15 protein-coding genes are annotated in these 13,912 nt (G+C 64.2%); 4 read left to right on the top strand and 11 right to left on the bottom strand.

Going from position 1 to position 13,912, the window contains the following annotated elements; genetic code table 11:
- Nucleotides 1-19 precede the first annotated feature (19 nt).
- Nucleotides 20-1,528, top strand: coding sequence for a Do family serine endopeptidase (locus K5X80_RS04930; RefSeq protein ID WP_222559735.1), 1,509 nt, complete (start codon nt 20-22; stop codon nt 1,526-1,528).
- Between the two features lie 212 nt (nt 1,529-1,740).
- On the opposite strand, the gene K5X80_RS04925 is transcribed toward K5X80_RS04930, so the two are convergent.
- From K5X80_RS04925 to metX, 7 genes are all read right to left on the bottom strand, one after another.
- Nucleotides 1,741-3,915: a transglycosylase domain-containing protein gene (locus K5X80_RS04925; RefSeq protein WP_283249232.1), complete on the bottom strand. Its 2,175-nt coding sequence runs from the start codon at nt 3,913-3,915 to the stop codon at nt 1,741-1,743.
- Nucleotides 3,916-4,041: 126 nt separating this feature from the next.
- The gene (gene msrB / locus K5X80_RS04920; RefSeq protein WP_222559733.1) at nt 4,042-4,440 is read right to left on the bottom strand and encodes a peptide-methionine (R)-S-oxide reductase MsrB; all 399 of its coding nucleotides are present in this window, start codon (nt 4,438-4,440) and stop codon (nt 4,042-4,044) included.
- 64 nt (nt 4,441-4,504) lie between these two features.
- Entirely contained in the window at nt 4,505-5,176 is a 672-nt protein-coding gene (locus tag K5X80_RS04915; RefSeq protein ID WP_222559732.1) for a glutathione S-transferase family protein, read from the bottom strand.
- Between the two features lie 69 nt (nt 5,177-5,245).
- Complete coding sequence (locus tag K5X80_RS04910) at nt 5,246-5,614, bottom strand: hypothetical protein (protein WP_222559731.1); 369 nt, start codon at nt 5,612-5,614, stop codon at nt 5,246-5,248.
- A gap of 88 nt (nt 5,615-5,702) precedes the next feature.
- Entirely contained in the window at nt 5,703-6,293 is a 591-nt protein-coding gene (gene metW / locus K5X80_RS04905) for a methionine biosynthesis protein MetW (RefSeq protein WP_222559730.1), read from the bottom strand.
- Nucleotides 6,290-6,721, bottom strand: a complete 432-nt coding sequence (locus tag K5X80_RS04900) for a GNAT family N-acetyltransferase (RefSeq protein WP_222559729.1) — start codon at nt 6,719-6,721, stop codon at nt 6,290-6,292. The genes metW and K5X80_RS04900 overlap by 4 nt, the downstream gene beginning before the upstream one ends.
- Nucleotides 6,718-7,827, bottom strand: a complete 1,110-nt coding sequence (gene metX, locus K5X80_RS04895) for a homoserine O-acetyltransferase MetX (RefSeq protein WP_222559728.1) — start codon at nt 7,825-7,827, stop codon at nt 6,718-6,720. Before metX ends, K5X80_RS04900 begins: the two co-directional genes overlap by 4 nt.
- Before the next feature lie 169 nt (nt 7,828-7,996).
- Here metX and hisC point away from each other — a divergent pair, with 169 nt between their 5' ends.
- On the top strand, nt 7,997-9,091 hold the full coding sequence (gene hisC, locus K5X80_RS04890) for a histidinol-phosphate transaminase (protein ID WP_222560380.1): 1,095 nt from the start codon (nt 7,997-7,999) through the stop codon (nt 9,089-9,091).
- On the top strand, nt 9,088-10,008 hold the full coding sequence (locus K5X80_RS04885) for a prephenate/arogenate dehydrogenase family protein (RefSeq protein ID WP_222559727.1): 921 nt from the start codon (nt 9,088-9,090) through the stop codon (nt 10,006-10,008). Before hisC ends, K5X80_RS04885 begins: the two co-directional genes overlap by 4 nt.
- 35 nt (nt 10,009-10,043) lie before the next feature.
- Here K5X80_RS04885 and K5X80_RS04880 read toward each other — a convergent pair whose 3' ends face one another.
- Genes K5X80_RS04880 through ftsE form a run of 4 tightly spaced genes read right to left on the bottom strand, consistent with a single transcriptional unit; the run spans nt 10,044 to nt 12,917 of the window.
- The gene (locus tag K5X80_RS04880; RefSeq protein WP_222559726.1) at nt 10,044-10,745 is read right to left on the bottom strand and encodes a lysophospholipid acyltransferase family protein; all 702 of its coding nucleotides are present in this window, start codon (nt 10,743-10,745) and stop codon (nt 10,044-10,046) included.
- Nucleotides 10,727-11,263, bottom strand: a complete 537-nt coding sequence (locus K5X80_RS04875) for a YdcF family protein (RefSeq protein WP_222559725.1) — start codon at nt 11,261-11,263, stop codon at nt 10,727-10,729. The genes K5X80_RS04880 and K5X80_RS04875 overlap by 19 nt, the downstream gene beginning before the upstream one ends.
- On the bottom strand, nt 11,260-12,195 hold the full coding sequence (locus tag K5X80_RS04870; protein WP_222559724.1) for a cell division protein FtsX: 936 nt from the start codon (nt 12,193-12,195) through the stop codon (nt 11,260-11,262). Before K5X80_RS04870 ends, K5X80_RS04875 begins: the two co-directional genes overlap by 4 nt.
- Nucleotides 12,192-12,917, bottom strand: a complete 726-nt coding sequence (gene ftsE, locus K5X80_RS04865; RefSeq protein WP_261390638.1) for a cell division ATP-binding protein FtsE — start codon at nt 12,915-12,917, stop codon at nt 12,192-12,194. The genes K5X80_RS04870 and ftsE overlap by 4 nt, the downstream gene beginning before the upstream one ends.
- A 135-nt stretch (nt 12,918-13,052) precedes the next feature.
- Here ftsE and K5X80_RS04860 point away from each other — a divergent pair, with 135 nt between their 5' ends.
- Nucleotides 13,053-13,847 carry a zinc-ribbon domain-containing protein gene (locus K5X80_RS04860; protein ID WP_222559723.1) on the top strand — a complete coding sequence of 265 codons (795 nt, stop codon included), beginning with the start codon at nt 13,053-13,055 and terminating at the stop codon, nt 13,845-13,847.
- Nucleotides 13,848-13,912: the final 65 nt, after the last annotated feature.

Below are 13,912 nucleotides of genomic sequence, written 5' to 3'. Positions count from 1 at the left end.
CGAAGAGGATTTGAGACCCGTGCGTTATGCTTATGGAGTGACAAGTGCGCTGCTGCTCGGCGGCGCCATGGTTTCCTTGGTCACCGGGGTCCCTGCCGGTGCGCAGGTGGCGCAGAACGACGCCAGCGAAATGCGCGATGTCGTGCCCCGGGCCGGAGCCCCGGCCAGCTTTGCCGATCTGACCGATCAACTCGCCCCCGCCGTGGTCAACATTTCCACGCGGCAACGGCTCAAAGTGCCGAACAATCCGCTGGCGCAGCTTTTCGGCATGCCCGGCGCAGATGGACCGCAGACGCGTGAGGCGCAATCGCTCGGCTCCGGTTTCATCATCACCGCCGATGGCTATGTCGTCACCAACAACCACGTGATCACCGCCGAAGGACAGGGACAGGTCGAATCGATCACTGTCACCATGCCCGATGGCAGCGAATATCCGGCGGAACTCATCGGGCGCGATGCAGCCTCCGATCTCGCCGTGCTCAAGATCGCGCGATCCAAGCCCTTCCCCTTCGTCAAGTTCGGGGATTCGTCGCGCGCGCGGGTGGGTGACTGGATCATCGCCATCGGCAATCCCTTCGGCCTCGGCGGCACGGTCACCTCGGGCATCGTTTCGGCCGTGTACCGCAACACGGGATCGGGCGGCGCCTATGACCGCTATATCCAGACCGACGCCAGCATCAATCGCGGCAACTCGGGCGGCCCGATGTTCGACATGCAGGGCCAAGTGATCGGCATCAACAATGCGATCTTCTCGCCCTCCGGCGGCAGCGTCGGTATCGGTTTCGCCATTCCGGCCGAAATCGCCCAGCCGATCGTGCAAAAGCTGATGAAGGGCCAGGCGATCGAGCGCGGTTATCTCGGCATCCGCATCCAGCCGGTCAACGAAGACCTCGCGGCATCGCTCGGCATCGCGCACAATCGCGGCGAATTCGTCCAGGCGGTCGAACCGGGCGGCGCGGCCGACAAGGCAGGCCTGCAAGCGGGCGATGTGGTGCTGAAAGTCAACGGCAAGGATGTCACGCCGGATCAGACGCTATCCTATCTGGTGGCGAACATCACGCCTGGCAGCCGGATCGCAATCGACCTGATCCGCGATGGCAGGCCGCGCACGGTCACTGCCGTTGTCAGCAAGCGCCCGAGCGAAGAAGAACTGGCCCGCCAGCAGATGTTCGATCCGGACACCGCCCCGCCGGGGGATGACAGCCGTGGGGCCGATTCCAGCGGTGTGGTCGAAAAGAGCCTCGGCATTCAGGTCATCCCGTTGACGCCGCAGATCGCGCGCCAGCTCGGCATGCCCGAAGGCACGCAGGGCGTCGTCATCGCCGGGGTCGATCCCAGTTCCGATGCGGGCGCCAAGGGGCTGCAACGCGGGGACATCATCCTCACCGCCAATTACAAGCCGCTCACCAGCCCGGCGGACCTGCAACAGGCCGTTACCGCAGCCAAGAGCGCGAAGCGCGAAGCGCTGCTTCTCAGAGTGCAGCGGCGCGGCGGCCCGGCCACCTATCTCCCGATCCGCCTGCGCTGACAGCAGCGGAACGACAAAAAAGGCGCGGTCCCGAGCGGATCGCGCCTTTTGTGTTGCGGATCAGGCGGGACGATGCAGCGTCATCCTTCTGCGCCATGCTGAACGCGTCTCAGCATCCATTTCCCCCATCAGTGAAGCCCGATTGAATCCTCAGGCAAGGTCAGGGGACTGCGAGATAAACGGGGCACGCCCCGATGCAAGCAACGATCCGATCAGCGGGCCGGGCCCGGAGGAAGGGCGATATCTTCCGGCTTTAGCAGAGGCGCCGGGCGGCCTCCCCGTCCGGCGAGTGCGCCTTGCTGTCCACCGCCCTGCGGGCCTTTATCCCCGCCGCGCTGCTCCATCGCGCCGCCGATGGCCCGTTCGAGGAAGTCGGGGCTGGCGGCAGGCGGCGTGGGTTTGTCGGCCGGTTGCTGATCGGGCGGGGGATAGGGATCGTCGCGCCAGTCGTTCCGGCGGTTCTGGTCCACCAGATTGCCCTGCTCGTCCACATAATAATATTCGCTGGGATCGCCGTAGAGGTGTTCCTCGTCCGGTTCGAGCTGCCATTCGGGCAGTTTCAGATCGGTATCGAACTGTTCCACCGGCCGCTTGGCCACCGCCACTCTCATATAAGCGGCAAAGGCGCGTGCGGGCGCGGCCCCGCCCTGCAGGCCGGGAACCGCCCGCGCATCGTCGCGCCCCATCCACACGCCGGTGGTGATGCCGCTGGAAAAGCCAAGGAACCAGCCGTCCTTGTTTGAACTGGTCGTGCCGGTCTTGCCCGCGACGGGGCGGCCGATCTGCGCCGCCTTGCCGGTGCCGACATTGACCGCCGTTTGCAGCAGGTCGGTAATGCCCGCCGCCACATAATCGGGCACGAGCTGCTGCGCTGTCGTCCCCTGATGCTGATACAGCACCGCGCCTTGCGCCGTCGTTACTTTCACAATGCCGTAGGGTTCGACCGACAGCCCCTTGGCCGAAACCGAGGCGAAAGCCCGGGTCATGTCCATCAGCCGCACATCGGATGTGCCCAGCACCATCGAGGGGTTGGTGGCGATGGGTGTGGTGATGCCGAAACGCCGCGCCATGGACGCCACCGTGCCAAAGCCGACTTCGTTGCCCAGTTGCGCGGCAACGGTGTTCTTCGAATAGGCGAAAGCGGTGCGCACATCGATCGGCCCGGCATAGCTGCCGCCCGAATTGCGCGGGCTCCAGCCACCGATCGTCACCGGCTCGTCCACCACCCGGTCATCGGGCAGATAGCCGGCTTCGAGCGCTGCCATATAAACGAACAGTTTCCACGCCGAACCTGGCTGGCGCACGGCGCGGATCGCCCGGTTGTAATTGCTCGACACGTAATCCGTGCCGCCCACCATGGCGAGCACCGCCCCGTCCCGGTCCAGGCTGACCAGCGCGCCCTGTGCGCCCCTGGGCACGTTGGCCTGGATGGCGGTGGCGGCCGAACGCTGCATGTCAGGGTCGAGCGTGGTCCACACTTCGATCGGTTCGCGCGTTTCCGGCAACAGGATATCGAGCTGCGGCAAAACCCAGTCAGTGAAATAGCGGGCGGAATTCTGCCCGGCTTCAGGCTTGAGCCGCACGGTGGACACGTCAATCGCATCCGCTTCCGCCGCGCCGATCGCCCCTTCCCGCTTCATCAGTTGCAGCACGATATTGGCGCGCTGCACCGCCGCCTGGACATCGGCCGTGGGCGAATAGCGCGACGGCGCTTTCACCAGCCCGGCGATGATCGCCGCTTCGCCGATGTTGAGATCGCGCGCCGAATGGCTGAAGAATTTGCGGCTGGCCGCATCCACGCCATAAGCGCCGCCGCCGAAATAGACCTTGTTGAGGTACAGTTCGAGAATCTGTTCCTTGGTGAATTTCGCTTCCAGCGCCATGGCCAGCACCGCCTCGCGCGCCTTGCGGTCGAAACTGCGGCTGTTGTTGAGGAAGACGTTGCGCGCCAACTGCTGCGTGATCGTGGATGTTGCCGCGATCCGCTTGTCATCGGTGAACGACACCCACAACGCGCGGGCCAGCCCCAGCGGATCGACGCCGAAATGCGAATAGAAGCGCCGGTCTTCGACCGAAACCATCGCATCCTTCATCACTTGCGGAATTTCATCGGATCGCAGCCAGGTGCCCGGACTGGGCCCCATGGTGAGGATTTCGCTGCCATCGCGGGCGCGGACCACGATGGTCTGCCCGGCTGCGGTTTCCTTCAGTTCACTGAAGCCCGGCATCGACCGCGCGGCCATCGCCACTGCAATGCCCAACGCCAACACCACCAGCAGTGCAAACGCGGCACCCCAGACAAGCACGCGGCGCAGCCAGCGGCTTTTCTTCCGTGGCGGCTGCGCATCGGACTTGCCAGGCTCGCGGCGCACATCCCGTCTTGCCATCTAGCGCGCTTACCTCAAAAACATCGCGGGGAAAGGCCCGCACCGGCGGGGCTGTCCTGCCTCGCCGATCTGTAACACAGCGTTAACGCCCCAACACCATCCGATCGGCGCACGCTGCCGCACGTCCTATTCCTGCGGCCGGAAATCGAGCGAAGCGCTGTTGATGCAATAGCGCAGGCCCGTGGGTTGCGGCCCATCCGGGAACACGTGCCCCAGATGGCCTTCGCAGGCGGAGCAACGCACTTCGACGCGCACCATGCCATGCGAGTTATCGCGATGTTCATCCACCGCGCTCTCGTCCACCGGCTGATAGAAGCTCGGCCAGCCCGATCCGCTGTCGTACTTGGTGTCCGACGCGAACAATGGTTGCCCGCACCCGGCACAGCGATATTCGCCCGCCGCCTTGTTCTTCTCGTAAGCGCCGGTGAAAGCCCGTTCCGTCCCCGCTTCGCGCAGGATGCGGTATTGTTCCGGCGTCAGCCTTTCACGCCATTGCGCTTCGCTCAACTCCAGCTTGTCAGCCATGTGTGCGTCTCCTTCTGGTGGTGCGAATATGGCGTCGGCCGGTCAGCGCGCAAGGGCCGCCTGCTCAGGCATTGGGGTCGGCATAGTGCGCCGGCGGCTGAATCACGTCCATCCGTTCGGCCAGCAGGGGGCGGAAGCTCGGCCTGCTCTTGAACAGGGAATACCAGCCTTTCGACTGTTCGTGCCCTTTCCAGTCGATCCCGCCGAGATAGTCCGCCACCGAAATCTGTGCCGCGGCCGCCAGATCGGCAAGGCTCATCTGCGCCCCGGCCAACCACGGGCGATTGTCGATCAGGTAATCCACATAATCGAGATGATCGTGCGCCAGCTTCATCGCTTCGCGCAGCATGCGCGAATCCGGGGCCGCGCGATAAACCAGCCGCTTCTTCATCCGTTCGTGCAGCAGCGGGGCGGTAACATCGACAAAGAAATTCTCATCGAACAGCGCCACCAAACGGCGGATTTCGGCGCGATTGGCGGCCGACCCGTTGATCATCGGGTTCTTGTCGACCGTTTCCTCGAAATATTCGCAGATCGCCTGGCTATCGACCAGCACCGTACCCTTGTCGGCCTCGACCATCACCGGGGTCCGGCCCGCCGGGTTCAGATGAAAGAATTCGTCCCGCCCGTCCCACGGATTTTCACGCTTCAGTTCATAGCTGACGCCCTTTTCGCTGAGCAGCAGGCGCACTTTGCGGCTGAACGGACAGAGCGGGAATTGATAGATTTGCCACATGGCGGCAACTCTTGCCGCAAGCGGCTGCGCCAGTCCACTGGCAAGCAGGAATTTATCGCGGGGAGCGGCCTAGAGCCCCGAGGCTTCCAGCGATTTGAGGCACAGCGGCATGGTCTTGCCCAAAGCTTCCGGCTCGGCCAGGGCTTTTGCTTCGGCGGTCAATGCTGCTCTGGCTTCTTCTTCGGTCATCCCCGCGCTTTTCATGGCGCCATGGACCGCGCGGAGGAAATATTCGCGTCCCCGCTCTTCCATCGGGGGATAGCTGGCCCCGCGCGGATCGTTGCGTTCCTGCGCCGCGGCGACGAAGGCAAAGGCGGTGGCACAGCGCAGCTTGAACTGCTGGGCGGGCGTTAGGGAGCCCGCCGCAACGGCCGCAGACGAGGCGGCAAGCGTGGCGCACAACAGAACGGTGGCGAGAGACGTGGTCCTGAAATTCATCCCGCCCCTATAACAGAGGGGCGCTGAACCGCAGCCCTGCAAATTACACCGCCACCGATCCGGCCGATGCGTCCGCAAGGACGGGTGGCTAGCGTGCGATTTCGAACACCGCGTGCTGGGCCAGCCAATTGGCCATGCCCGCGCCGACCACCCGGCCATCGGACACGAACCAGCACCGTTCGACATTTACACCCTTGGCCGCCAGCATATCGCGGAAATCTGCAATCGTCAGGTGATGGATATTGGGTGTATCGTACCAGCTGTAAGTCAATTGCCGGGTCACTGGCATGCGCCCGCGCCAGAGCAACGCCATCCGCACGCGCCAATGGGCAAAATTGGGAAAGCTGACGAACGCCTTGCGGCCAACGCGCAGCAGCTCGTCCAGCATCAGATCGGGGCGCGCGGTGGTCTGCAAGGTCTGGCTGAGGATGGCATAGTCGAACGCATCGTCGGGATAGAACGCCAGATCGCTGTTCGCATCGCCCTGAATCACCGGCAGGCCTTTGCTTACGCACTGTTCGACTTTGGCCGGATCGATCTCCATTCCGCGCGCATCCACGCCTTTCCGGTCGCGCAGGGCGGCCATCAACGCACCATCGCCGCATCCGATATCGAGCACGCGCGAACCGGGCGTGACATGATCGGCAATCAGGGCAAGATCGGGGCGAAGCGCTTTCATGACGAGATATCCGCGGAGAACCGTTCCATTATCTTGCCCGGTTCGGCAACGGCAGCCCAGCCCAGCTTGCGATAAAGCCCGTGTGCGTCCGCCGTGCGCAGCAGCCAGGCACGCACTGCCCGTAAATCGGGATGGTCCTGCAAATGCGCCACCATGGCTTTCGACAGGCCCTGCCCGCGATGCGCCTCCAGCACATAGACATCGAGCAGATAGGCCATCGAGGCATAGTCCGTGATGACCCGGGCCATGGCGACCTGTTGCCCTTCATGGATCACGGCGACGCAAAAGCTGTTGCGGAGCGCCCTGGCCACTGTTTCCCGCGCGATACCTTTCGCCCAATAACTGCGGGTGAGGAAGGCATGCGCGGCCGCCGGATCGATCCGAGCCTGATCGTCGATCAGTTCATAACCGGGGGAAAGGCCGCTCATTGGCTGAGGAACCCGGCCATGACCCGGTCGAGCGCGGGCACATCAAGCAGGAAACTGTCATGCCCGAAAGGCGCGGACAGTTCGACGAAGCTGACCGGCGCACCCGAAGCGTTGAGCGTATGGACCAGCCTGCGCGACTGTTCGGTGGGATAGAGCCAATCGGTATCGAAGCTGACCACGCAGAAACGCGCCTCCGTCCGGCCGAAAGCTTCGGCCAGCTTGCCGCCGTGTTCTTCCTCCAGATCGAAATAGCTCATCGCGCGGGTGATATAGAGATAGGAATTGGCGTCGAACCGGGTGGTGAAGCTCAACCCCTGATGGCGCAGATAGCTTTCGATCTGAAAATCCGCATCGAAGCCGAAGCTTTTCGCATCGCGATTCTGCAGCCGGCGGCCGAATTTCTCGGTCAGGCTTTCTTCCGAAAGATAAGTGATATGCGCGCCCATGCGCGCCACCGCCAGCCCCGCATCGGGGGCCTTGCCAGTGCCGTAGTAATTGCCGCCCTGCCAATCCGGATCGGCCATGATCGCCTGCCGCCCCACTTCCTGAAAGGCGATGTTCTGGGCCGCCATGGTCGCGGTGCTGGCGATGGCCAGCACCCGCCGGGGAATATGCGGCCAGTTGGCGGCCAGGCTGAGCGCCTGCATCCCGCCCATCGACCCGCCGACGATGGCATGGAGCGTTTCGATTCCCAGCTGTTCGAACAGCGCGACATGCGCGCGCACCATATCGCGAATGGTGATGACGGGAAAACGCATGCCATAAGGCTTGCCGTCGGGGGCGATGCTGCTCGGCCCGGTGGAACCCATGCAGCCGCCGATCACATTGGCGCACAGGACATAGAACCTGTCGGTATCGATCGGTTTGCCCGGCCCCACCGAGCGATCCCACCATCCCGGCTTGCCGGTGATCGGATGCGGGCTGGCGACATGCTGATCGCCGGTGGTCGCATGGGCGACGAAAATCGCATTGTCCCGCGCCGCGTTCAGCGTGCCATAGGCTTCATACGCGATCCGCACGCCTTCCAGCCGTTGCCCCCCATCGAGCGGCAACGGGTCGGGCAATTCCAGCACTTTGCTGGCGGTAATGGTCGCAGAGCCTGCCATGGTGATCGCGAATTGGGGGACATGCCCCGCGCTGTCAATTGCGGCGCGCGCGTTTGGCGGGAATTTCCCGCAACACCCGGTACCGAAAAATCGAAGCGTGGCTTGCCATGGGCGATACAATGGCTGTCAATTCGCCCCGAACAAGGCTATGCGCGCGCCCGTGACTGACATGCGCCCCATAGCCAAACCGTGGATCGAAGCGATCCATGCCTATGTCCCCGGCAAGAGCAAGACCGCGGATGGCCGTCCGCTGATCAAGCTGTCCGCCAACGAAAACCCGCTGGGCACCAGCCCCGCGGCGCTGGCGGCGGCGGATCACGCCCAGCCGACTTTCCTCTATCCCGATCCCGATTCCCTCGCTCTGCGGGAAAAGATCGGCGCGGTCCACGGCCTCGATCCGGCGCGTATCGTCTGCGGCGCAGGCTCGGACGAACTGCTCAATCTCGCCGCGCAGGCTTATGCCGGGCCGGGGGACGAAGTGATCTACGTCCGCTATGGCTTCTCCGTGTATGACATCGCCGCCCGGCGTTGCGGCGCGACCCCGGTTGTCGCCCCCGACAAGGATTTCGGCACCGATGTCGATGCCCTGCTAGCGCTGGTGAACGAAAAAACCCGCGCGGTTTTCATCGCCAATCCCAACAACCCCACCGGCAGCTTCCTGCCGCGCGGCGAAATCGCCCGCCTGCACGCCGCGCTGCCGGGCGACGTGCTGTTCGTGCTCGATCAGGCTTATGGCGAATATGTCAGCACCGAGAATGACGATGGCGGGCTGGCGCTGGCCGCCGCACACGAAAACGTGCTCGTTACCCGCACATTCTCCAAGATTTATGGGCTGGCCGGGCAGCGGATCGGCTGGGCGACCGGTGCGCCGCATCTCGTGGCGATGCTGAACCGCATCCGTCTGCCGTTCAATGTCACCAACAGCGGACAGGCCATGGCTGTGGCCGCACTGGACGATCAGGCTTTCGTCACCCGCTCGCGCGAACACAACCGTGCCGAACGCGCCCGCTTCATCGAAGCGATCCGTGGCATGAGCAATCACGGACTGCGCCCGCTGCCGAGCGAGGCCAATTTCGTGCTCGTGCTGTTCGAAGGTGCGCTGACCGCCGAAGCCGCGCAGGAAGGCCTGGCTCAGCGCGGCTATGCCACGCGCTGGTTGCCGGGGCAGGATCTGGCCCAGGGCCTGCGGATCACGATCGGCACGGCCGAACAGATGAACGATATCATCGCCGGGCTGCGAGATATGGCCGAGGCGGCCGGATGAGTTTCGACAAAGTCGCGATCATCGGGCTTGGCCTGCTCGGCGGGTCTATCGGCCTTGCCGTGGCACAGGATTTGCCCGGCACAGCCACCGCCGGCTATGATGCCGATCCCGCCGTGCGCCAGCGCGCGACCGAACGCGGTCTTGCCAATACGATCTGCGACAGCGCGGCCGATGCCGTGGCCGATGCCGATCTCGTCATCCTGTGCGTGCCGGTGGGGGCCATGGGTACCGCTGCCGCGGAGATTGCCGCGGCGCTCAAGCCCGGCTGCGTGATCAGCGATGTCGGCTCGTCCAAGCAGAGCGTCCTCACCGCTCTCAGCGCAGCCCTGCCCGAAGGCACGGCAATCATCCCCGCACACCCCGTCGCCGGGACGGAGCACAGCGGGCCCGACGCGGGGTTCGCTGCCCTGTTCCGCCAACGTTGGTGCATCATAACCCCACCCGAAGGTGCCGACCCGGCACAAGTCGAGGCGCTGTCCGCGTTCTGGAGCGCGTTGGGCGCGAATGTGGAAGTGATGGACCCGCGCCATCACGATCTTGTGCTTGCCGTCACCAGCCACCTGCCGCACCTGATTGCCTACACTATCGTCGGCACCGCGTCCGATCTCGAAAACGTGACCCGCAGCGAAGTGATCAAGTACTCGGCCGGGGGGTTCCGCGATTTTACCCGCATCGCCGCGTCTGACCCGACGATGTGGCGCGACGTCTTCCTCAACAACAAGGAAGCCGTATTGCAGATGCTACAGCGCTTCACCGAGGATCTGACCGCGTTGCAGCGCGCGATCCGCGTGGGCGATGGCGAACAGTTGTTCGATCATTTCACCCGCACGCGCGCCATCCGCCGTTCGATCATCGAAGAAGGCCAGGATGATGATCGGCCCGATTTCGGCCGCAGCGACCACGAACGCCCCGCCTGAACCACAGGTGGTGAGGCCCGTCAGTGTGGGCCTGCCTAGCCATTCAGCGCGTTGATCGCAGCTTTCACGCGCGTTTCGATCTCCTCACGCGGGAGCCCGGGCGGGATCGGTTCGCCAAATCGCACGGTTATCGTCCCGCGCCGTTTCCAGAGCCGGTGATATAGCGGCCCGCTGTCCACGGCGACCGGGATCACCGGCAGGCCCAGCAACTTGTAAAGCCCGGCAAAGCCCGATTGCAGCGGCGCCTTCTGCCCATGGGGAACCCGGGTCCCTTCGGGAAAGATCACCAGCGGGCGGCCCTCTTCGATGCGTTTCTTCGCCCCGGCGATCATCGCGCGCAGCGTCCTGGCGCCCTGGCTGCGTTCGACGGGAACCAGCCCGTAAAGCTGCGCAAGGCGGCCCCAACCGGGAATGCGAAACAGTTCGGCCTTGGCGAAAACCGCCGGGCGCGAAAACAGATTGGGAGTCTCGATCGCTTCGAAAAAGCTTTCATGCTTGATCGCATAAAGCGCGGGCTCTGCCATGGGGCTGCCTTCCTCACGCAGGGAAATGCCCAGCAGATGATGCACGCACCAGCGATGCCACCGCGCCCATGCATGCGTGATCGGAACCACGCCCCTGCCGCCGAACAGCAGAGAGAGCAGCCCGCCTGTCACCAGAACCGCCGTCACACTGTAGAAAACCACATAGAACAGCAAGCTGCGCACGATCGCCACGATCAAGCCACCGCGTTCCATAGACGGAGAAGCTGGCTGGCGAGAAACTTGTTGTACTCCAGGAACAGCCTGCGCAGCGGCAAAGGCGAAGGCACCGCATCGCGCAGCACACTGACCTGCCCGGGCAAATCGTAGCCCAGTTCCGCCGCCGCCCGCCGCATGTGCCAGTCCGCCGTGACCAGACGGATCGAACGAACCTTGTTCGCGGTGACCCAATTGGCGGTTTCTTGCGCGTTACCCCGTGTATCGACCGCATCGCGCCCTAAAGTGATACAGCACTGCATCAGGCGCGGTTCGACCTTATAAGCCACCGCGAACTCGCGCGGTTTCACCTCGGGGTCGACCCCGGTCACCAGCATCTTTTTCGCATGGCCCGCCCGCAGCACCTGCAGGCCGCGCATGATCCGGCCCCCGCTACCCGTGGGGACCACCACCGCATCGGTTCGCTGCGCGCCCGCCGGGCCCGGCAGGAAATTGGCGAACCATATGAAACCGAAAATCCACAGGAGGAAACCGGCTGCCAGAATGCGACGGATCATAGCATTCTCCGCAGCGCCGAAAGCACTGTGAAACGCGCCGTCAATGTTGCCAGTATCACCCCGACAAGCGGAATAAACACCAGCAGCAGCCAGTCCATCACTGTCAGTCCCCCGCCTGCAAGCATGCCCGAATCCAGCGCTGCAAATTGCCGCGTCAGCCCGACAATAGCAATCAACCCCGCCGCAAGCCCGGCAATTCCGCCGAGCACCGCATCACGAGCGACAGACCGCTGGAATATCCGGGCAATCTGCGCATCCGTCCCCCCCAGATGATGCACGATCTCGATCGTATCGCGGTTGACGCCCAGCGCGGTACGCGCGGCCAGCCACACCGCCGCTGTGCTCGCCGCCGCCAGGAGCAGGATCAGCGCCAGTGCAAGGTATTGCAGCGAACGAATGGCCGAAACCACCGGGCGAAGCCAGCTCGCCTGCGCATCGATCCGTGCCGCGGGCGCCACAGCCAGCAGGCGCGGGCGCAATTGCGCCAGCCTGTCCTGCGTCGCTTGCCCATCGAGGCTGGCATCGATCAGGGCCGGCAGGGGAATCGCCTCGTCGCCTTCACCCTGCGCGCCGAGCCAGGGTTCCATCAATCTGTCGACCTGCTCCTTGGGCACCAGCGCCGCATTCTCCACACCGGGGGTCGCGTTCAGGAACCGCAGCGCGGCCCGTGCCTGCCGATCCCGCTCCGCTGGAGACGCTTCGACGATCTGGACGGTTATTCCCCCCGCCAGTTCGGCCCGCGCCGCATTGGCCACATTGTTCAGCGCCAGGGCACCGCCTGCCGCGATAGTCGTCAGCGCGATCATGATCGCGATCACCCACGGCATCGGCCCCGCGAGCCGGGCCTGAGTCAGCAACTGCTCGCCCCTCATCCGGTTCACCACAGGCAATCCGCGCCTTGCGGCAGCGGCAATGGCGGCAAATGCGCTCATGATGGCCCGCCCTTGCCCCGGGGGGGATAACGCAGCGCCCCGGTGGGATCGCTGAGCCGCCCCCTGTCGAGCCGCATGATCAACGGATCGGTCACTTTCTGGAGGAGATGCAGATCGTGCGTGGCCACCACCACCGTCGTTCCCAAGCGGTTGAGCGCTTCGAACAACCGCAGCAGCTTCAACGCCATTTCCGGGTCGACGTTGCCGGTCGGCTCGTCCGCCACCAGCATATCGGGCCTGCCGATCACCGCGCGGGCAATCGCCACGCGCTGCTGCTCCCCGCCCGAAAGCGTCGCCGGGCGCGCTGCCGCCCGGTCGGCCAACCCGACCCAGTCGAGCATATCGGACACCGGCTTGGCGATTTCCTGCTCCGGCAAGCCTGCCACACGCAATGGCAGAGCCACGTTATCGAAAGCCGACAGATGCGGCACCAGCCGGAAATCCTGGAACACCACCCCTAATCTGCGGCGGAAGGCAGGCAGATCGTCGCGCGGCATGGTGATGACATCGGTGCCGAACATCCGGATCATTCCGCGCGAAGGGCGCTGGGCCAGATAGAGCAGGCGCAGCAGCGATGTCTTGCCCGCCCCGCTCGCCCCGGTCAGGAAATAGAAGCGGCCGGGATGGAGCGTGAACGACATGTCGCTCAATATCTCCTTGCCCGTGCCGTAACGCAGCCCGACATTGTCGAACTGGACGATATTCCCCCCCGTGTCGTTCATCGGGGTCTGGCTGCAAACGAACTAAGCATCGTGCGGGGGCTATAGCCGCCAATCGATGTGGAAAAAAGGCATCTGCCAACACCACTTCACAGTGGGACACTTGTTGGCCGCGATGGCTCATGCTTTACATGGATCATGATCATATCCTGCCCTGCGTGCGCGACGCGATATGTTGTCCCCGACAACGCGATCGGCGTGGAAGGCCGCACTGTGCGGTGTGCGAAATGCCACCATAGCTGGTTTCAGGAAGGTCCCGAACTCACCCCGCCTACCGTTGCCGCAGCGGCTCAAGATGCGACCGCTTCCGCGCCTGTTGCCGTGCCGCCAACCCCCGCGCAGGAAGCGCCCGCTCCAGCCGCCCCTCCTCCGGCGCAGGATGCACCGCCCGTTTCCGAACCGCAAGCCAGCCCGCGTACGCAAGCTACCGTCACCGACGCGGCGAGCGGTGGACTGGGGGATGAAACGGTGTCCCAGTTCGATCATGGCCCACCGTTCCGCCCACGCCGTCATCGCCTGCGCCTGTGGACCGCCGGGGCGGTCCTGTTCGCACTGGCCGCAGGGGGCATCATCGCAGCGGTCAGCTATCGCGGCCTGCCCGATTGGGTGCCGGTGAACCGGCCGGTCTTCGCCCAGGCGAAACCCGATCTCCGTCTCGAATTTCCGCCGCAGAAACAGGATCGCCGCACTCTGCCCAATGGCACGGAATTTTTCGGAGCCAGCGGTGTGGTGACCAATATCGGCACCACAGTGCAGACGGTGCCGCCGATTCTCATCGTGCTACGCGATGGGCAGGAACGGATCGTCTACAGTTGGGAAGTGCCACCGCCGAAAAGCAAGCTGGCCCCCGGTGAAAGCGTGACGATCAACGAAGCAGTCACCGATGTCCCCCGCTCGGCCAAATTCGCGGAAATCGGCTGGAAACCAAGCTGATAACCCCTGCAAGCACCGGGTAAACCGGGATAAGCCAAGAAATCTTTCATTCAGGTGCTCAAGGG

The organism is Caenibius sp. WL (assembly GCF_019803445.1).
GTDB lineage: Bacteria > Pseudomonadota > Alphaproteobacteria > Sphingomonadales > Sphingomonadaceae > Caenibius.
Note: the sequence above shows the minus strand (reverse complement) of the source record. Positions and strands in the feature narration are given on the sequence as shown.